The 17,967-nt window shown below is 67.9% G+C and carries 16 protein-coding genes; 12 read left to right on the forward strand and 4 right to left on the reverse strand.

Features of this window, described 5'->3' with window-relative positions; all coding sequences use genetic code 11:
* Positions 1-19: 19 nt before the first annotated feature.
* Genes Q9R14_RS13645 through Q9R14_RS13660 form a run of 4 tightly spaced genes read left to right on the forward strand, consistent with a single transcriptional unit; the run spans position 20 to position 3,617 of the window.
* Positions 20-721 carry a Crp/Fnr family transcriptional regulator gene (locus Q9R14_RS13645; protein WP_306002752.1) on the forward strand — a complete coding sequence of 234 codons (702 nt, stop codon included), beginning with the start codon at positions 20-22 and terminating at the stop codon, positions 719-721.
* Between the two features lie 51 nt (positions 722-772).
* Positions 773-1,561: a class I SAM-dependent methyltransferase gene (locus Q9R14_RS13650; protein ID WP_306002753.1), complete on the forward strand. Its 789-nt coding sequence runs from the start codon at positions 773-775 to the stop codon at positions 1,559-1,561.
* A complete protein-coding gene (gene ubiB, locus Q9R14_RS13655; RefSeq protein ID WP_306002754.1) occupies positions 1,549-3,129 on the forward strand; it encodes a 2-polyprenylphenol 6-hydroxylase in 1,581 nt (526 codons plus the stop codon). The genes Q9R14_RS13650 and ubiB overlap by 13 nt, the downstream gene beginning before the upstream one ends.
* A gap of 14 nt (positions 3,130-3,143) precedes the next feature.
* Positions 3,144-3,617, forward strand: a complete 474-nt coding sequence (locus Q9R14_RS13660; RefSeq protein WP_306002755.1) for a hypothetical protein — start codon at positions 3,144-3,146, stop codon at positions 3,615-3,617.
* A gap of 3 nt (positions 3,618-3,620) precedes the next feature.
* On the opposite strand, the gene arfB is transcribed toward Q9R14_RS13660, so the two are convergent.
* The 4 genes from arfB to Q9R14_RS13680 all read right to left on the reverse strand — a co-directional run bounded on the left by arfB (position 3,621) and on the right by Q9R14_RS13680 (position 7,422).
* A complete protein-coding gene (gene arfB, locus Q9R14_RS13665; RefSeq protein WP_017505001.1) occupies positions 3,621-4,025 on the reverse strand; it encodes an alternative ribosome rescue aminoacyl-tRNA hydrolase ArfB in 405 nt (134 codons plus the stop codon).
* On the reverse strand, positions 4,022-4,480 hold the full coding sequence (locus Q9R14_RS13670; protein ID WP_306002756.1) for a YaiI/YqxD family protein: 459 nt from the start codon (positions 4,478-4,480) through the stop codon (positions 4,022-4,024). Before Q9R14_RS13670 ends, arfB begins: the two co-directional genes overlap by 4 nt.
* Positions 4,481-4,603: 123 nt before the next feature.
* On the reverse strand, positions 4,604-5,944 hold the full coding sequence (locus tag Q9R14_RS13675) for an amidohydrolase family protein (RefSeq protein ID WP_306002757.1): 1,341 nt from the start codon (positions 5,942-5,944) through the stop codon (positions 4,604-4,606).
* The gene (locus tag Q9R14_RS13680; RefSeq protein ID WP_045811815.1) at positions 5,944-7,422 is read right to left on the reverse strand and encodes an amidohydrolase; all 1,479 of its coding nucleotides are present in this window, start codon (positions 7,420-7,422) and stop codon (positions 5,944-5,946) included. Before Q9R14_RS13680 ends, Q9R14_RS13675 begins: the two co-directional genes overlap by 1 nt.
* Before the next feature lie 136 nt (positions 7,423-7,558).
* Here Q9R14_RS13680 and trmB point away from each other — a divergent pair, with 136 nt between their 5' ends.
* The 8 genes from trmB to Q9R14_RS13720 all read left to right on the forward strand — a co-directional run bounded on the left by trmB (position 7,559) and on the right by Q9R14_RS13720 (position 17,965).
* On the forward strand, positions 7,559-8,275 hold the full coding sequence (gene trmB / locus Q9R14_RS13685; RefSeq protein ID WP_306002758.1) for a tRNA (guanosine(46)-N7)-methyltransferase TrmB: 717 nt from the start codon (positions 7,559-7,561) through the stop codon (positions 8,273-8,275).
* 147 nt (positions 8,276-8,422) lie between these two features.
* Positions 8,423-9,022 carry a ribosome maturation factor RimP gene (rimP, locus tag Q9R14_RS13690; RefSeq protein WP_306002759.1) on the forward strand — a complete coding sequence of 200 codons (600 nt, stop codon included), beginning with the start codon at positions 8,423-8,425 and terminating at the stop codon, positions 9,020-9,022.
* Entirely contained in the window at positions 9,022-10,755 is a 1,734-nt protein-coding gene (gene nusA, locus Q9R14_RS13695) for a transcription termination factor NusA (RefSeq protein WP_306002760.1), read from the forward strand. Before rimP ends, nusA begins: the two co-directional genes overlap by 1 nt.
* A gap of 18 nt (positions 10,756-10,773) precedes the next feature.
* Positions 10,774-11,433 (forward strand): RNA-binding protein, encoded by a 660-nt coding sequence (locus Q9R14_RS13700; RefSeq protein WP_039247141.1) that lies wholly within the window; start codon positions 10,774-10,776, stop codon positions 11,431-11,433.
* Between the two features lie 108 nt (positions 11,434-11,541).
* The gene (gene infB, locus Q9R14_RS13705; RefSeq protein ID WP_295167142.1) at positions 11,542-14,562 is read left to right on the forward strand and encodes a translation initiation factor IF-2; all 3,021 of its coding nucleotides are present in this window, start codon (positions 11,542-11,544) and stop codon (positions 14,560-14,562) included.
* Between the two features lie 241 nt (positions 14,563-14,803).
* Positions 14,804-15,241: a DUF2141 domain-containing protein gene (locus Q9R14_RS13710; RefSeq protein ID WP_306002761.1), complete on the forward strand. Its 438-nt coding sequence runs from the start codon at positions 14,804-14,806 to the stop codon at positions 15,239-15,241.
* 23 nt (positions 15,242-15,264) lie between these two features.
* On the forward strand, positions 15,265-16,743 hold the full coding sequence (locus Q9R14_RS13715; RefSeq protein WP_306002762.1) for a carotenoid oxygenase family protein: 1,479 nt from the start codon (positions 15,265-15,267) through the stop codon (positions 16,741-16,743).
* A 67-nt stretch (positions 16,744-16,810) separates the two neighbouring features.
* Positions 16,811-17,965: an acyltransferase gene (locus tag Q9R14_RS13720; RefSeq protein ID WP_306002763.1), complete on the forward strand. Its 1,155-nt coding sequence runs from the start codon at positions 16,811-16,813 to the stop codon at positions 17,963-17,965.
* Positions 17,966-17,967: the final 2 nt, after the last annotated feature.

Below are 17,967 nucleotides of genomic sequence, written 5' to 3' on the forward strand. Positions count from 1 at the left end.
GGTCGCCAGCGGGGTTAGGATGGAAAATCTCTGGATCGCCGCTCTGGATGCGGCCGACCGCAAGCGGATCGAACCGCATTTGAAAGAGTGCGAGATCACACGCGGCCAGATGCTCTATGACGCCGGCGAGGCGGTTGATCAGGTCTGGTTTCCGATCAAGGGCGTGGTGTCGCTGATGACCATCCTGCCGGATGACAAGATGGTGGAGACCGCCGCCATCGGGCGCGAAGGCCTGATCGGCGTCACCTGCGGACCCTTCAACGCGCGCGCGGCCAGCCGCGCCATTTCCCAACGCGACGGGATCGCAGCCTATTGCTCGGCCGAGGTGTTCGGCGAGGCGCTGGAAGACAGCGAGACGCTGCGCACGGCCCTGTCGCGCTTCACCGAAGGCTTGATGGCGCAGGTGCAGCAAGCGGCCGCCTGCAACGCCCAGCATCGGCTGGACGAACGGTTGGCCCGTTGGCTGTTGATGCTTCACGATCGGGCGGAGGACGACCGCATCGACCTGACCCAGGCCGATATCGCCGGCATGCTGGGCGTGCGTCGCGCCACGGTGTCGGAGGTCGGCACCGTGCTGGAGCGCAAGTCGCTGATCCAGCGGGGTCGAGGTTGGGTCAAGGTGCTGGATCGCGACGGCCTGGAGGCGGCGTCGTGCGGCTGTTACGGCCTGATGCGCGACGTGATGAAGGATTTGAAACTGCCGCAGCCCGAAGCGGCCTGATCGGGTGTCTCATCGGATGACGGGGGCGCTGCGACGCGCTAGACGACGACTATGACCGACGCCTCCTCCCACGGCCCGCATTCGTCGGGCGATCGATCCTCCTTCGGCTTTCGCGACGTGGATGCGCGCGAGAAGGTGAAGATGGTGCGCGGAGTCTTCGATTCCGTCGCCTCCAACTACGATGTGATGAACGACCTGATGAGCGTCGGCGTCCACCGCATCTGGAAGGACATCGCCGCCGCCAAGCTGAACCCGCGTCCGGGCGAGACCATTCTGGACGTCGCGGGCGGCACCGGCGACATGGCGCGGCGCTATTCCAAGATGGCGCGCGCAGCCCAGGAGCGGCGCGGCGGCGAGGACGCCAATGTCATCGTGCTGGACTACAACGCCGAGATGATCCTGGCGGGCGTCCAAAAGGGCGGCGAGCCGGAGATGCAGTGGAGCGTCGGCGACGCCATGAACCTGCCGCTGCCTGACGCCTCGGTCGACGCCTATTCGATCAGTTTCGGCATTCGCAACGTGGCGCATATCGACAAGGCTCTGGCCGAGGCGCGCCGGGTGCTGAAGCCGGGCGGCCGGTTCCTGTGCCTGGAGTTTTCGCGCCCCACGACCACGTCGATCCGGAAGGTCTATGACGCCTGGTCCTTCCACGCCATTCCGCGCATCGGCGGCTGGGTCGCCAAGGATCGCGACAGCTATCAGTATCTGGTCGAGAGCATCCGTCGCTTCCCCGATCAGAATACGTTCAAGGGCATGATCGAGGACGCCGGCTTCCGCCGCGTGTCCGTGACCAACCTGTCGGGCGGGATCGCCGCCATCCATCACGGGTGGGCGATCTGACCAGTCGGATCTATCGCACGGCCCCGCCGCCGCCCGCGACGGTCGCGGTCCAGAACCCGGTTGCGTCCTTCCTGCGCCTGCTGGGCTGGCTGTGGGTCCTGGCGCGTCATGACGCCCTGATTCCGCGCGAGGTGACCCATCTGCTGCCCGTCTGGACGCGCCCATTCGCCCGGTTCGTGCAACTGTTCTCCGGCCGCGCCGGGCGTCAGGGGCGGCCGGGCCAGAGGCTGGGCAAGGCGTTCGAGCATCTGGGTCCTGTGGCGATCAAACTGGGCCAGGTTCTGGCCACGCGCGCCGACATCTTCGGGCTGGAGTTCGCGCGCGACCTTGGCCGGTTGAAGGACGCCCTGCCTCCCTTCTCGCTGGAAGAGGCGCGTCGAGAAATCGAGAAGTCGCTGGGTCGTCCGGCCGAAAGTCTGTTCGTCGACCTCAGCCCGCCGGTCGCCGCCGCCTCCCTGGCCCAGGCGCACCGCGCGACCCTGGCCGATGGGCGGGCCGTCGCGGTCAAGGTGCTGCGGCCGGGGGTCGAGCGCCGTGTCGCCAATGGCCTGGATTCGATGCGGCTGGCCGCACGCCTGGTCTGGCGGCTCGTGCCGATGGCGCGGCGGCTGGAGCCGTCCGCCTTCGTCGAGACCATCGCCAACTCGCTGGACCTGGAGTTGGACATGCGGCTGGAGGCCGCCGCCGCCAGCGAGATGGCCGAGGTGCTGGCCAAGGACGGATATATGTCCGCACCGGCGGTGATCTGGGACGGGGTGGGCAAGCGCGTGCTGACGCTGGAGTGGGCCCAGGGCGTGCCCATGACCGATCCGGCGCTTACGGAGCTGCCGGGCATCGACACCGATCAGCTGGCCGACAATGTGGTGCGCGCCTTCCTGGTCCAGGCGTTGGACCACGGGGTGTTCCACGCCGACCTGCACGAGGGCAATCTGTTCGCCAGCGCGCCGGCGCATCTGACCGCCATCGACTTCGGCATCGTCGGGCGGCTGGGACCGGCGGAGCGGCGCTATCTGGCCGAAATCCTGTGGGGCTTCATCAGCCGCGACTACGACCGGATTTCGCGCGTGCATTTCGAGGCCGGCTACGTTCCGCCGCACCATTCGGTGGAGACCTTCGCGCAGGCCCTGCGCGCGGTCGGCGAGCCGGTGATCGGCCGCGCCGCCAGCCAGGTGTCGATGGGCCGGCTCTTGGGCCAGTTGTTCGAGATCACCGCCCTGTTCGACATGCGGCTGCGGCCCGAACTGATCCTGCTGCAAAAGACCATGGTCTCGGTCGAGGGCGTGGCGCGCCGGCTGCAACCCGATCACGATCTGTGGAAGGCCGCCCAGCCGGTGGTCGAACGCTGGATCCGCCGCGAACTGGGACCGCAGGCCCAGGCGCGTGATGCGATCAACGAAATGATCGCCGCCGCCCGCGCCATCTCGCGCCTGGTTCAGGAGTCTCCGCGCCCGGCGGCTGTGGTCATCGAAAAGTCGGGAACTCCGGCTTGGGTGGCGGCTTCAGTCACGGTCGCGGTCATCGCGGCCCTGGCGGCCCTGGGCCTTTCGCTCTGGCCCTATCTGACCTGACCGGAGCTTTCGCTATGAAGCCGACCCTGATGAATACCGCTATCGCAGCAGCCGTGCTGCTGGCGCCCGTGCCCGCCCTGGCTCAGGCCGCCGCCGGCGCCGTGCCGAACGCCTTCGACCGCCCGGCTCAAACCGCAGCGGCTCAAGCCCGCCCTGTTGCTGCGCCGGCAACGGCGTCCGCCGCCCAGGCTCCCGATATCGCCCGTTCGGAAGAGGCCTTGCGCGCCGTGATCGCCGGCGCCCAGGGGACCGGCTTCGACTATTCGGATTTCACGACGGGTCTCGGAACCCAGATCCGTCAGCAGGAGGCCCAAGTGGTCCCGCTGATCAAGGGCTTCGGCGCTGTCAAGACGGTCGAGTACGTCAAGCAGGAAGGCGAGGCTCAGATGTTCAAGGTCACCTTCGACAATCAGGTCACCGAATGGCTGATCGGCTTCGACGCCGAGGACAAGATCGCCGCCCTGCTGTTCCGCCCGGCCCAGAGCTGATCGTCAGTCCAGCGAAGGCTTGCCGCGCCCGGACTTGATCGAGGCGCGCGTCGTCTTGGCCTTGAGGCGGCGTTCCTTCGACGCCTTGGTCGGCCGGGTCGGCACGCGATAGACGGGGCGGATCGAGGCCTCGTCCACCATGGCCTGAAGCCGTTCGATGGCGTCGGCGCGATTGCGCTCCTGGGTGCGATGACGCACGGCGGTGATCAGGATCACCCCTTCCAGCGTCAGCCGGCTGCCGGCCAGCTTCATCAGCCGCGCCTTGACCGGATCGGTCAGCGAAGGCGAGTTTTTCACATCGAACCGCATCTGGACGGCGGTCGAGACCTTGTTGACGTTCTGCCCGCCCGGACCGCCCGCGCGGTAGAAGTGAAACTCCAGCTCGTCCTCGGGGATGACGGTGGTCATGTCGCCGCCTTGCGCGCCTTGACCACGGCCTGGTCCAGCGCCTGCAAGAAACGCGAACGATCGGCGGCCGAAAACGGCGGCGGGCCGGAGGTCGCCACGCCCATCGACCGCAGATGCTCGCCCACCATCCGTCCCGCCAGGGCCGAGCCGATGGAGTCCGGGGTGAAGGGCTGGCCGTTCGACTTCAGCGCCTGGGCGCCCGACTTCAGGCAGCGGTCGGCCAAGGGAATATCGGCGGTGATGACCACATCGCCCACGCCCGCCCGCTCAGCGATCCAGTCGTCGGCGATGTCGGGGCCGGCGTCCACCACCACCTGTTCGATCAGCGCCTCGCGCGGAACCTGCATCCAGTTGTTGGAGACGACGTAGGTCTTCAGCCCATAGCGACGCGCGACGCGATATACCTCTTCCTTCACAGGGCAGGCGTCGGCGTCGATGTAGAGCACGGTGGGCATACTTGGTTGGGCCTATCGCGCTTCGCGCTACTTGAGGCCCAGCATAGTGAGTTCGCACAGCGCCCCAACCAAAAAGGGCGGGACCGTGCGGCCCCGCCCTTTCCGTTCAGACCAAAGCGGTCCTCAGTTGCGATACGCCGGCGGCATCGGCGTCTGCTGGCGATAGCGGTCGCGCAACATCAGCGGGCGGCTGGTCAGGGGCTGTTCGACGCCATTGACGAAGACGGCCGACGGCTGGCTCAGCGGCTCCAGCGGATCGCCGGACCAGACCACCACGTCACCCGCTGCACCCGGTGCGATCTGGCCGAACTGACCGGCCATGCCGAAGATCCTGGCCGGATTGACCGTCAGGGCGGCGATGGCGGCGCCGTAGGGCAGGCCGTGCGAGACAGCGTTGCCGGCATTGTAGCGGGCCTCGCGGGCGCGGTGGGTCGAGCCTTCGTTGCCCTTGATGGCGATCAAGACACCCGCCGCATTCAGGGCCGCCGCATTCTCCGCCCGCGCCGCCCGCATCTCGAAATCGCTGGGCAGGTTGGAGATGGGATTCAGCAGCGCCGGCACGCCGGCGGCGGCGATGTCGCCGGCGACCAGCCAGCCCTCCTCGGCGCCATCCAGGATCAGCTTGATCCCTTCCTCGCGCGCCAGGCGCAGCACCTGCTGGATGTCCGAGGCGCGGTGGACGGTGACGATCAGCGGCATTGTCCCGTTGGCGACGGGGATCAAGGCTTCAAGATCGGCGCGCGACAGGCTGAGGTCGCGCAGGCCCGCCCGTTCATAGGCCGACTTGTTGCGGGCATAGAGGCGGACCTCGGCCAGGGTTTCCTTGAACAGGACGAACTGGGCACCACGCGCGCCGCCGGCGATGTCGGCGCCGGCCTCGCCGAAGGGGGCGACCATGGCCACGCGCGGCTTGACCAGGATGTTCGAGCCCTGACCCAGGTTGATGATCGCCGCCTGACCCGCGAACAGGCCCGGCGTCTGATAGCCGCCGTCGCCGGCGCCGGCCGTCTCGTCCTCATGGACGTGGCCGCCGGACGAGCCGGGATGCTGGGGCACGACGATGGCGCGGGTGATGCCGCCCAACCGCGCGACCGGCAGGGTGAAGGACCAGGGGTCCAGGCCGTACGAGATGTCGAAGGCGGCGCTGAGCGTATTGGCGCTGTTGCGCAGTTCGTTGGTGCCGCTGACCGAACTGACCTCGGTCCCGGCCAGGCCGGAGTCCACGGCGACGAAACCAGGGGCGACCGTCTTGCCCGCCGCGTCGATGACGCGGGCGCCGGACGGTGCGCCGCCGGAGCCCACCGAGACGATCTTGCCGTCGCGGATAACGACCGTGCCGTTCTCGATGACGGAGTCGCCGGTCAGGATGCGGCCGCCGACGATGGCCACGGTGTCCTGTGCAACGGCAGGAGCCGCGAGAGACAAAGCCGCGACGGCGCCCGCGAGGATGTGAGACAGGCGCATCAGCGGGCTCCTTCCGTGACGTTGGCGGCGGTCAGGCCATAGCCCGGCTGACCCAGTTCGAAGTCGCTGGTCGGTTGATAGGCGGGGTTGCTGCGATCAAAGGTCAGGGCGCCGTCGATGAAGACCTGATCGGCGCGGGCGTAGATTGAGAAGGGATCGGCGCTCCAGATCACCACGTCGGCGCGTTTGCCGGGCTCCAGCGACCCGGTCTGATCGGCGATGCCGATGGCCTTGGCGGCGTTGGAGGTGATCCAGCCGATGGCGTGTTCTTCGGAAATGTTCAGCCCGGCGCGGCGACCGGCCGACAGGGCGGCGGCGGCTTCCTGGTTCAACCGCTGGGTCAGTTCGGCGTCGTCGGAATGGATGACGGCGCACGATCCCTGTTGAGCGTCCACCAAGGCGGCGTTCTCCTCGATGGCGTCCAGGGCCTCCATTTTGAAGCCCCACCAGCCGGTCCACATGGCCGCGCAGATGCCGTTGGCGGCCAGTTGCGGCGCCAGTTTGTAGGCCTCGGTCGCGTGGTGGAAGGTCGTGATGCGGTAGCCGAATTCCTTGGCCATATCCATCATCAGCGCCATCTCGTCGGCGCGGTAGCAGTGGTTCTGGATCAGGATCGATCCGTCCAGAACGCCCATCAGGGTCTCGTTCTGCAGGTTGCGGGTCGGGGCGGCGCCTTCGCCGTCCTCGCGCCACTTGTCCCATTTGGCCTTGTAGTCGCGCGCGGCGATGAAGGCGGCGCGATAGCCGGCCATATTACCCATGCCCGTCGCCGGGCTCTGGTTGCGCCCGCCATAGACGCGCGACGGGTTCTCGCCGCAGGCCATCTTGACCGTATAGGGGGCGGCCGGGAACTTCAGCCCCTGCATGGTGATCGAGGGCACGTTGCGGATGGTCACGCCCCTGCCGCCGAACAGATTGGCCGAGCCGGGCAGGATGTGAAGCGTGGTCACGCCGCCAGCGCGGGCGGTGTTGAAACCAGGGTCCTGGGGCCACAGCGAATGTTCGGCCCAGACCTGGGCGGTGTTCGGGCTGGTCGCCTCGTTGCCGTCGCTCATGCCGCTGACGCCGGGCGACGGATAGACGCCCAGGTGGCTGTGCACGTCGATGACGCCGGGGGTGACATAGCGGCCGCGCGCCTCGACGACGCGATAGCCGGCAGGGACGGGGGTCGAGGCGTCGCCGACGGCGGCGATCTTGCCGTCCGTGACCACGACCACGCCGTTTTCGATCTTGCGATCCGTGCCGGTCAGGACGGTGGCGCCGACCACGGCGAAGTTCTCGCGCGGCAGGGGCTGATAGGTGGAGGGATAGGGATCCAGCGTCTTCGCGGGATCCAGGCCGGCGGCCAAGGTCCGGTCCCTCGACGGTTTCGCGGCCGTATCGTCAGGGGTCGAGCCGGTGGTGGCGCAGGCCGACAGGCCCAGCACGGCGCATGTAATGGCCGCGAGGCTGGCGCCCCGCAGATGATGTCCGATCATCGAAATCCCTCTCCCGCGATGCGTCAGCCCCGACGCCGCTTGTGACGGGCATAGAAGGGCGTTCGGCCGCGACCGTCAAAAGGTTTCGGCGTTCGTCTTCTGGACGCCTTGGCCCGCGACGGCTAACGGCAGGCGCATGAACGCCGATGACCGTCCCGAGGACGAAAACCCGCATCTCGACCGCCCGCTGCGATCGTTCGGCCGCATTAAGGCCCGCCCCATCAAGCCCCGCCAGGCGGCGCTGATGGAGACACTGCTGCCCGCGATCGCCGTGCCCGATCCCAAGGCCGGGCCGCTGGACCCTAGGACGATGATGCCCGAGGCGACCGAGGTCTGGCTGGAGATCGGCTTCGGCGGCGGCGAGCATATGGCGGCCCAGGCGGCGACGCGGCCCGACGCCCTGGTGATCGGCTGCGAGCCCTTCCTGAACGGCGTCGCCTCGGCCCTGCGCCATGTAGAAGAGGGCGGGCTGAAGAACGTTCGCATCCATGCCGACGACGCGCGCGACCTGGTCGACGCCCTGCCGGACGCTTCGGTCGACCGGGTGCTGATCCTGTTTCCTGACCCCTGGCACAAGGCGCGCCACAACAAGCGCCGCCTGCTGCAGGACGAGACGGCCCAAGCCTTCGCCCGCATCCTGAAGCCCGGCGGGACTCTGCGCTTCGTCACCGACTGGCTGGACTACGCCGAATGGGCGCTGGAGCGGCTGAACCGCACGCCGGGCCTGGAGCGGATCGGCGCTGCGGATCAGGATTGGTTCGTCCCGCCCGCCGACCACGTCGTCACCCGCTACGAAGAAAAGAAGCTGGGCGACACGACGCCCGTGTTTCTGGAGTTCCGCCGCCTTGCGTGAGGCGGCATGCGCGGCGTGGACCGAAAAAGGCTGACAAGTGCATGTGAAGCGCCTATATGGCGCTCACATCGTTAGACCGGCGTCCAACGGCGTCGTTCCAAGCGGCGGCCCGGACGGACCGCCGCTTTTGTTTTGGATACTCGTCGCTTGCGCGCAAGAACCGCCCCGGATCGCCAGCTGCTGGATCTGATTGACCCCATCGCGGAGTCGTTGGGTCTGGATGTCGTGCGCGTGCGCCTGATGACGGGCTCCAAGCGCCAGCGCCTTCAGATCATGGCTGAGCGGCCGTCCGACCACGACATCTCGGTCGAACAATGCGCCAAGCTGAGCCGTGCGGTGTCGGAAGTGTTCGACGCCGCCGACCCCATCCCCGGCGAATATATGCTGGAGGTGTCGTCGCCCGGCATCGACCGCCCCCTGACCCGTCCCATCGACTTCGACCTGTTCGAGGGCGAGGAGGCGCGTCTGGAAACCGACCGGATGATTGAGGGCCGCAAGCGGTTCAAGGGCGTGCTGGCCGGCTATGAAGACGGCAACGTCCTGATCGACCTGGACGGCGAGGACGACACCGCCCTGATCCCCTTCGACTGGCTTAGCGACGCCAAGCTGGTCCTGACCGACGCCCTGATGAAACGGGGCGCCGCCATTCGCGCCGCACGCGGCGAACCCGAAGACGACGGCCTTCCCGAAGGGGAAGCGTCCGACCTGACAACCGACACCACGACCCCTTCTGAGGACAACGCCTGATGGCCGTCACCGGTATTTCCGCCAACCGCCTCGAACTGCTGCAGATCGCCGACGCCGTCGCTCGCGAGAAGAACATCGAGCGCGAGATCGTTATCGAAGCGATCGAAGAAGCGATCCAGAAGGGCGCCAAGTCGCGCTACGGCGCGCACCACGACATCCGCGCCAAGATCGACCACAAGACCGGCGAACTGTCGCTGACCCGTCACGTCACCATCGTCGAGGACGACTGGATGCCGGAAGACGAACTGGAAGAGTTCAACGACAGCGCCATGGTGCGCCTGAAGGACGCCTCCAAGCGCGATCCGGAAGCCGTGGTCGGCAAGGAATACGTCGAGAACCTGCCGCCGTTCGAGTTCGGCCGCGTGCAGACCCAGATGGCCCGCCAGGTCGTGACCGGAAAGGTCCGCGAGGCCGAGCGCGCCAATCAGTACGAAGAGTTCAAGGATCGCGTCGGCGAGATCGTCAACGGCACGGTCAAGCGCGTCGAATACGGCAACACCATCGTCGACCTGGGCCGGGGCGAAGGCGTCATGCGCCGCGACCAGTCCATCCCGCGCGAAGTGTTCAACATCGGCGACCGCATCCGCACCTACATCTACGACGTCCGCCCCGAGGCCAAGGGCCCGCAGGTCATGCTGTCGCGCGCCCACCCCGGCTTCATGGCCAAGCTGTTCGCCCAGGAAGTGCCTGAAGTCTATGACGGCGTGATCGAGATCCGCGCCGCCGCCCGTGACTCGGGCTCGCGCGCCAAGATGGCCGTCCTGTCGAACGACAGCTCCATCGACCCCGTCGGCGCCTGCGTCGGCATGCGCGGCTCGCGCGTTCAGGCAGTCGTCGCCGAACTGCAGGGCGAGAAGATCGACATCATCCAGTGGAATCCGGACGAGCCGACCTTCATCGTCAACGCGTTGGCTCCTGCTGAAGTCTCCAAGGTCGTGCTGGACGAAGAAGCCGGCCGCGTCGAAGTGGTCGTGCCGGACGAGCAGCTGTCGCTGGCCATCGGTCGTCGCGGCCAGAACGTGCGTCTGGCCAGCCAACTGACCGGCTGGCAGATCGACATCATCACCGAAGCTCAGGACTCCGAGCGTCGTCAGCGCGAGTTCGCCGAGCGCACCGGCCTGTTCCAGGAAGCCTTGGACGTCGACGAAGTCATCGCCCAGCTGCTGGTCACCGAAGGCTTCGCCACGGTCGAGGACCTGGCCTATGTCGATCCGTACGAAGTCTCCGAGATCGAAGGCTTCGACGAAGAGACCGCTGAAGAGCTTCAGGCCCGCGCCCGCGAATATCTGGACAAGAAGGCCGCCGAACTGGACGCCAAGCGCGTCGAACTGGGTGTCGAGGACGGCGTGCTTCAGGTGCCGGGCGTGACCCTGCCCATGGCCGTCGCCCTGGGCGAAGGCGGTGTGAAGACGGTCGAGGATCTGGCTGACCTGGCCACCGACGAAATCCGCGGCGGCTATGAGGTCAAGAACGGCGAGCGGGTGAAGGTCCCCGGCGTTCTGGAAAGCTTCAACCTGGCGCAGGAAGACGCCGAGTTGCTGATCCTGCAGGCCCGCGTCGCCGCCGGCTGGATCGACACTTCGGAACTGCCGCAGCCCGAGCCGGAAGAGTACGAAGACGAGGGCGATTACGCCGAGGGCGAATACGATCCGGATCAGGTGTTCGGCGACGCGCCTGCCGAAGACGACACGGTCGAGGGCGAAGAGTCCGACGCCGAACCGTCGAACGCGTGATGGGAGACCTGGCCACATATGAGCTTGCGCGACGCAACGATCGATAGGGAACGCCGGGACCTCGTCTCTCACGAGGTCATGGACGAATCTCGCCTGATCCGTTTCGTCGCCGGGCCCGATGGCCAGGTGGTTCCCGACCTGGGCAGGAAACTGCCCGGACGCGGCCTGTGGGTCGAAGCCAGCCGGGCCTCGGTCGAGGCGGCGGTCAAGAAGAACGGCTTCACCCGCGCGGCCAAGACCAAATTGACCGCCCCGGCCGACCTGGCCGATGTCGTCGAACGGCTGCTGGCAAGGCGCTGTCTCGACCAGCTGGGTCTTGCCCGGCGCGAAGGCGTTCTTATATCCGGCTTCGAGAAAACCGCGGCGAGCCTGCGTGCGGGCAAGGCGGCCTGGGTGCTGGAAGCCGCCGACGGCTCGGCCGACGGGCGCGGAAAGATCCTCGCCCTGGCCCGTCATCAGACCGCCAAGATCTGCGGCGCGTTCACGGCGGACGATTTGAGTTTGGCCCTTGGGCTGGAAAATGCGATACACGCCGTCCTGCTTGCGGGCGGACGCGCCGATCGGTGGACCATCGAGGTCGAACGACTGGCTGGATTTCGGCCGCTTCGCCCCCCTCACTGGGATGTTTCCAGTGTCGAGGACGGATCGGCGGGAGCACCCCCTACAGGGGCGAGCTGAGGATTTTAGCGGCCGAGGGCCTGTCTCCAAGGGCGGAGACGGGCTCACGGTCGTTCATGGGTATTAGATGAGGACGGCGGGCCTTTCCGCCCCGAGTAAAGCGACCGGATGAGCGACGAAAACGACAAGACCAACCAAGGCCAGGGCAACACGGGCGGCACGCCGTCCCAGACGGGGCCGCGCGCTCCGCTGAGCCTGAAGCCGCGCGTTGTGGGATCGGTGCCGACCGGCACCGTGAAGCAGAGCTTCAGCCATGGCCGATCCAAGACGGTGGTGGTCGAGACCAAGCGCCGCGCCGGCGCCGGCGGGCCGCAACGCCCGCAGGGCTTCGATGTCGCACGCCCTCAACAGGCCGCTCAGGCGCCGCGTCCGCAAGGTCCGCGTCCGTCGCAACCCGCCGGCGGCGCCCTGTCGGCCGAGGAGCAGGAAGCGCGCCGCCGCGCCATCGCCCTGGCCACCCAGGCGAACGCCGCCAAGGCCGCAGCCGAAGCCGCCGCCAAGGCCGCTGCAGACGCCGCCGCCCGCGAGCAGGCCGCCGCCACCGAGCGCGCCGCCCAGGCCGCCCGTGACGAGGCCGCCGCCGCCAAGGCCGCCGCAGAAGCCGCCCGCGCCGAAGCCGCCAAGCTGACGGCCGCTGCGCCCGCCGCGCCGGCCAAGCCCGCGCCCAAGCCGGCCGCGCCGGTCGCTGCCGCGCCGACCCCCGCGCCCGCCGCGCCGGCTCCGACACCCGCTCCCGCTCGTCCGGCCGCTCCGGCTCGCCCGGTGGTCAACTTCGGCCAGCGCGTGCCCAAGCCCGGCAACCCCCAGCGCGCTGCGCCCGAGCGTCCGGCCTTCGGCGGCCGTTCGGCCCGCGAGCAGGCGATGGGCGGCGGCGATCGCGCCTATTCGGACCGTCCGCAGAGCGATCGCCCGCAAGGCGACCGTCCGCAGGGCGCCCGTTCGGGCCCTGGCGGCCAGCGTCCGCAAGGCGCCAAGCCCGCCGAGCCCGTCCGCTATTCGGCTCTGAACCCGCGTCCGGCGCCCGGCGCCGCGCGGCCCGGTGGTCCTCGCACCGGCCCCGGCGGTCGCGCCGCCCCGAACGCTCCGCCGGCCGAGGCCAATGTTCTGCGTCCGGCCCGTGCGCCCGGCGCCGGCTTCGGTCGTCCGGCCGGTCGTGACGACGATCGCGAGAAGCGTTTCTCCGACGCCGGCAAGGCGGTCAGCCGCACGCGCGGCGAGCCCAAGCGCCGTGAAGGCCGCATGACCATCCAGTCCGTGGTCGGCGACGGCGACGCCGCCGAGCGGATGCGCTCGCTGGCCTCGGTCCGCCGTGCTCGCGAACGTGAGAAGGAAAAGCGCAAGGGCGGCTCGACCGATGCGCCCAACCGTCCGCGTGAAGTCGTCATTCCCGACGTCATCACCGTGCAGGAGCTGTCCAACCGGATGGCCGTGCGCGGCGTCGACATCATCAAGTTCCTGATGAAGCAGGGCCTGATGATGAAGATCAACGACGTGATCGATTCCGACACCGCCGAACTGGTGGCCGAAGAGTTCGGCATGGCCGTCAAGCGCGTCTCGGAATCCGACATCGAAACCGGCTTCCTGGGCGAGGCCGACGATGCGGACGCCTCCGACACCCGTGCGCCGGTCGTGGCCATCATGGGCCACGTCGACCACGGCAAGACCTCGCTGCTCGACGCCCTGCGCACGACCGACGTCGCCGGCGGCGAAGCCGGCGGCATCACCCAGCACATCGGCGCCTATCAGGTTCGCCTGCCGGACGACCAGAAGGTCACCTTCCTGGACACTCCGGGCCACGCCGCCTTCTCGGCCATGCGGGCGCGCGGCGCCAATGTGACCGACATCGTGGTCCTGGTCGTCGCCGCCGATGACGGCGTCATGCCGCAGACCATCGAAGCCATCCAACACGCCAAGGCGGCCAACGCGCCCCTGATCGTGGCGGTCAACAAGATGGATAAGCCCGGCGCCACGTCGCAGAAGGTCGTCAACGAGCTGCTGCAGTACGAAGTCATCGCCGAAAGCCTGGGCGGCGACACCCAGATCATCGAGGTTTCGGCCAAGGAGCGGATGAACCTCGACGGCCTGCTGGAAGCCATTCTAATCCAGGCCGAGGTCATGGACCTGCGCGCCAACGCCGATCGTTCGGCCGAGGGTGTGGTCATCGAGGCCAAGCTGGACAAGGGACGCGGTCCGGTCGGCACCGTGCTGGTCAAGCGCGGCACGCTGAAGCGCGGCGATATCGTCGTCGCCGGCGGATCGTGGGGCAAGGTTCGCGCCCTGCTGAACGAGCGCAACGAGCAGCTGACCGAAGCCGGTCCGTCGGTTCCGGTCGAAATCCTGGGTCTGGACGAGGCGCCGTCTCCCGGTGATGTCTTCGCCGTGGTGGATTCCGAGGCCCGCGCCCGCGAGCTGACCGAATACCGTCAGCGGGTGAAGCGCGAGAAGGCCCAGGTCTCGGGCGGCTCGGTGTCGCTGGTCGATATGATGGCCAAGCTCGGCTCCAAGAAGATCAGCGAACTGCCGGTGGTCATCAAGGCCGACGTGCAGGGCTCGGGCGAAGCCATCTCCGCCTCGCTGGAGAAGATGGGCAACGACGAGGTCCGCGCCCGGATCGTCTATTCCGGCGCCGGCGGCATCACCGAGAGCGACGTCAACCTGGCCAAGTCGGCCGGCGCGCCGATCCTCGGCTTCAACGTCCGCGCCTCGAAACAGGCGCGCGATCTGGCCGAGCGTGAAGGGGTCGAGATCCGCTACTACTCGATCATCTACGACCTGCTGGACGACATGAAGGGCGTGCTTTCGGGCATGCTGGCTCCGCTGCAACGCGAAACCTTCCTGGGCAACGCCCAGGTGCTTCAGGTCTTCGACATCTCCAAGATCGGCAAGATCGCGGGCTGCCGCGTCACCGAAGGGGTCGTGCGCAAGGGCGCGCGCGTCCGCATCATCCGCGACGACGTGGTGGTGCTGGAACTGGGCGTGCTCAACACGCTCAAGCGCTTCAAGGACGAGGTCAACGAGGTGCCTTCGGGCCAGGAGTGCGGCATGCAGTTCCAGGGCTTCCAAGACATCAAGGAAGGCGACTACATCGAGTGCTTCACGGTCGAAGAGATCAAGCGCACGCTGGACTAGTTCCTGTCGCGAGCACGAAGAGACCAAGGCCCGGAACTCAGGTTCCGGGCCTTTTCTTTTGCAGCCCGGACACGACGCGGCGGGCGGTGTGCGTTCGCGCTTCGCCAACGCCCATGCCTGTTCATTCGCGAACAGCGACCGTGCATCGCCGCAAGCGCGGTGGCGGAGGGCAGGGGAGGCCGGCACGGTCTGGTCATCGAGGGCCGGTCGTTCGGTCCTCTCCCTGACAGGACACGCCGTCATGAAGACCGTCGCCGCCATCGCTCCCATTCTCGCTCTCGCCGCCGCCCTCACCGTTGCGGCGCCGGCCGCGCCCGCCTTCGCCGCCGACCTGACCGTCGCCTTCCCGAGCGCCGCGCCCCAAGGCCAGATCATGGTCGCCGTCTTCAACAGCGAGGCCAACTATGGCGGCGAGGGTCAGCCGGCCCAGGTCGCCATGCTGGATGTCTCCGCCGGCCAGACCAGCATCACCTTCGACGGCCTGCCCGACGGCGACTATGCGGTGCGCGCCTTCCACGACCTGAACGGCGACGGCAAGATGAACACCAATCCCTTCGGCATGCCGGTCGAGCCGTTCGCCTTCTCCAACAACGCTGTCGGCAACATGGGTCCGGCGTCTTGGGAGCGCGCCAAGTTCGCCGCCGCCGGCGCGACGACCCAGTCGATCGACCTGAAGTAAGCGACGAAAGCCGGAGTTCGATCATGATCCCTTCACGCCGTTCCTTCCTGATGGGCGCCGCCGCCCTCTCGGCCGCCGTGGCCACGCCTGAAATGGTCCGCGCCGCCGCCGCCCTGGACGCCGTCGCCGCGACGAAGGCCGACTGGGCGCTGGCGACCCAGGACGTCGAAGGCGACATCGCGCGCCGGACGATGCGCCTGGTCCACGGCCGGGCGCCGACAGGGCTGCAGGGCGCGCTCTATCGCAACGGACCGGCCAAGTTCCGGCGGCCGGGCGGGTCGGCGACCCACTGGTTCGACGGCGACGGCATGATGCGCGCCTTCCGCATCCAGGACGGACAGGCGACGCTGGAAGCGCGGTTCGCCGATACGCCCAAGCGCCGCACGGAGACGGAGTTGGGGGCCGTGGTTACGCCGGGCTTCGGCACCAAGGGCGACGGGCGGGCTCGCATCGGCTCGAACGACGACGCTAACGCCGCCAACACCGCCGTCATGGTCGCCGGCGATCAGATCTGGGCGCTGTGGGAGGCGGGATCACCCTTGGCCCTGTCGGCGTCGGACCTGTCGACGCGCAACTTCGTCACCCTGCGCGATGACCTGAAAGGCATGCCGTTCCAGGCCCACCCACGCTACGCCCCCGACGGCTCGATCTGGAACGTGGGGTCGGCGGGCGGTCAGGCCGTCATCTGGCATCTGCGCCCGGATCGCAGCCTGAGCGACGCCCAGGTCGTGCCCCTGCCGCGCGCCAGCTATATGCACGACTTCACCGCCACCGACCGGCACGTGATCCTGGTGCTCCAGCCCTGGGTGTTTGAGACCCACGCCATGCCGGTGACTGCAGGACTGGCCTGGCGACCGGAGATGGGGACCCAGGTTTTGGTGCTGGACAAGGACGACCTGTCCAAGCGCCGCCTCTATGAATTGCCGGGCTTCTTCCACTTCCATCTCGGCGACGCCTGGGCCGAGCGCTACGACACGATCCGTTTCGATGTCGCCGCCAGCGGCGATCCGCGCTTCGCGATCGATGGCGCGAGGGTTTTGGTGGACGGGCATGGGGTCGTTCCGGGCGATCCGGCGAAGCTGGCTCTGATCACCCTGCGGCCAGACGGTCGGGCCGACATGACCTACAGCGATGTGGTGGGCGAGTTTCCGAAAGCCGACCCGCGCCGTGCCGGGCTGAAGCGCAGCTTGACCGCCCATACATCGGGCGAGACTCGCGGCCGTCCGTTGCCGACGGGATTGGCGGTCCACGATTGGGACAGCGGTCGCAAGCACGCCTTTGAGTTCGGCGTACATCAGGTGGTCGAGGAAGCGGTCTTCGTGCCCAAGCCCGGCGCGACGGCGGAGCGGGACGCCTGGCTGGTCGGACCGTCGGTCAATCTGAAGGACGGGCGCACCGAACTGCACGTCTTCGACGTGGCGCGGATCGAGGACGGCCCGGTTGCGACCTGGCAGGCGGACGTGGCCCTGCCGGCCGGCTTCCACGGCGCGTGGGCAGGGTAGGGCCGCCCCGGGCACAACCCTTGCGGGCCTTCACGGTTCGAAAAGGCTGACGTGCCAAGGTGAGACCATGACCCCCGTCCAGACGCCCGCCGATCTTCGCCCCATCACCGCCCTGCGCTTCGGCGCGGCCATGTGGGTCGCCGTCTACAGCTTCTGGGAAAACCTGGCGGGCGCTGGTCAGTCGGGCCTCGTCGCCAAGGGCTACCTGGGGGTTGAGCTGTTCTTCGTCCTGTCCGGCTTCATCCTCAGCCACGTCTATCTGGCGGCGGCGGGCGAGAAGCGGTTCTCGTATCGCGGCTTCCTGTGGGCGCGGATTGCGCGCGTCTATCCGCTGCATATCGCCACCCTGATCGGCGTGGGGCTGCTGGCGGCCGCCGCCCTGTTCGCCGGCATGAGCGTGGACGCCAATGTGCTGAGTTGGGCCTCGCTGCCCGCCAATCTCTTCATGGTTCACGCCTGGGGGCTGGCGCCGGTCGCGGGCTGGAACCATCCGTCCTGGTCCATCTCTGCGGAGTGGTTCGCCTATCTGTGCTTCCCGCTGTTCGCCTTCGTCTTCTGGCGCCTGCGTCATCGGCCGATCGCGGCGGTGGTCGGCGCGGCGGCCTTCCTCGTCATCCTGTATTTCGCGTTCGAGCAACTGGCCGGCTTCGCCTTGACCGAGGCGACGATCCGTTGGGGCGCGCTCAGGATCGTGCCGTGCTTCGCCCTGGGCTGCGCCCTCTATCTCGTTTATCGACGTGCGCCGTTGAAGGCGCCGTGGCTGTGCGCCGCCGTTTCGTTCGGCCTGATGGTGCTCAGCGCCGCGCTCGGCCTATGGGACGGCGTCACGGTTCTGCTGGCCGGCGTCCTGATCCTATCGCTGGCCTCGCTGCCGAACGAACGCGCCGGATGGCTGGCCTCCAAGCCGGCCGTCTACCTCGGCGAAATCAGCTATTCGGTCTATATGGTCTGCGTGCCGTGGAAGCTTCTGGCGGTCGGTCTGGCCGCCAAACTGTTCGACGCGCCGGACAAGCAGCTTCAAATTTTCGTGTGGTTGGCGATCCTGGCCCTTCTGCCGATTGTCGCCGCCGTCTCCTATCATCTGGTCGAACGCCCGGCGCGTAAGGCTCTGAGGGACATGGCCGACAAGCGCGCCAAGCGTCACGAAAAGGTTTTGGAAGGACATATGAAGCACGGCGATATGCCGAAACAACTTGCGACAGGGCGTGATCCCGTGGCCTAAAG

This window comes from Brevundimonas sp. C43, assembly GCF_030732185.1.
GTDB classification, from domain to species: domain Bacteria; phylum Pseudomonadota; class Alphaproteobacteria; order Caulobacterales; family Caulobacteraceae; genus Brevundimonas; species Brevundimonas diminuta_C.

Excerpts from the sequence above, each read along its gene's own strand:
- Q9R14_RS13700 (WP_039247141.1), top strand. The coding sequence starts at position 10,774 with ATGAGCTTGCGCGACGCAACGATCGATAGGGAACGCCGGGACCTCGTC.
- nusA (WP_306002760.1), top strand. The coding sequence starts at position 9,022 with ATGGCCGTCACCGGTATTTCCGCCAACCGCCTCGAACTGCTGCAGATC.
- Q9R14_RS13675 (WP_306002757.1), bottom strand. The coding sequence starts at position 5,944 with ATGCGCCTGTCTCACATCCTCGCGGGCGCCGTCGCGGCTTTGTCTCTC.
- arfB (WP_017505001.1), bottom strand. The coding sequence starts at position 4,025 with ATGACCACCGTCATCCCCGAGGACGAGCTGGAGTTTCACTTCTACCGC.
- Q9R14_RS13660 (WP_306002755.1), top strand. The coding sequence starts at position 3,144 with ATGAAGCCGACCCTGATGAATACCGCTATCGCAGCAGCCGTGCTGCTG.
- Q9R14_RS13680 (WP_045811815.1), bottom strand. The coding sequence starts at position 7,422 with ATGATCGGACATCATCTGCGGGGCGCCAGCCTCGCGGCCATTACATGC.
- infB (WP_295167142.1), top strand. The coding sequence starts at position 11,542 with ATGAGCGACGAAAACGACAAGACCAACCAAGGCCAGGGCAACACGGGC.
- Q9R14_RS13645 (WP_306002752.1), top strand. The coding sequence starts at position 20 with ATGGAAAATCTCTGGATCGCCGCTCTGGATGCGGCCGACCGCAAGCGG.
- Q9R14_RS13670 (WP_306002756.1), bottom strand. The coding sequence starts at position 4,480 with ATGCCCACCGTGCTCTACATCGACGCCGACGCCTGCCCTGTGAAGGAA.
- Q9R14_RS13710 (WP_306002761.1), top strand. The coding sequence starts at position 14,804 with ATGAAGACCGTCGCCGCCATCGCTCCCATTCTCGCTCTCGCCGCCGCC.
- Q9R14_RS13720 (WP_306002763.1), top strand. The coding sequence starts at position 16,811 with ATGACCCCCGTCCAGACGCCCGCCGATCTTCGCCCCATCACCGCCCTG.
- Q9R14_RS13650 (WP_306002753.1), top strand. The coding sequence starts at position 773 with ATGACCGACGCCTCCTCCCACGGCCCGCATTCGTCGGGCGATCGATCC.
- trmB (WP_306002758.1), top strand. The coding sequence starts at position 7,559 with ATGAACGCCGATGACCGTCCCGAGGACGAAAACCCGCATCTCGACCGC.
- Q9R14_RS13715 (WP_306002762.1), top strand. The coding sequence starts at position 15,265 with ATGATCCCTTCACGCCGTTCCTTCCTGATGGGCGCCGCCGCCCTCTCG.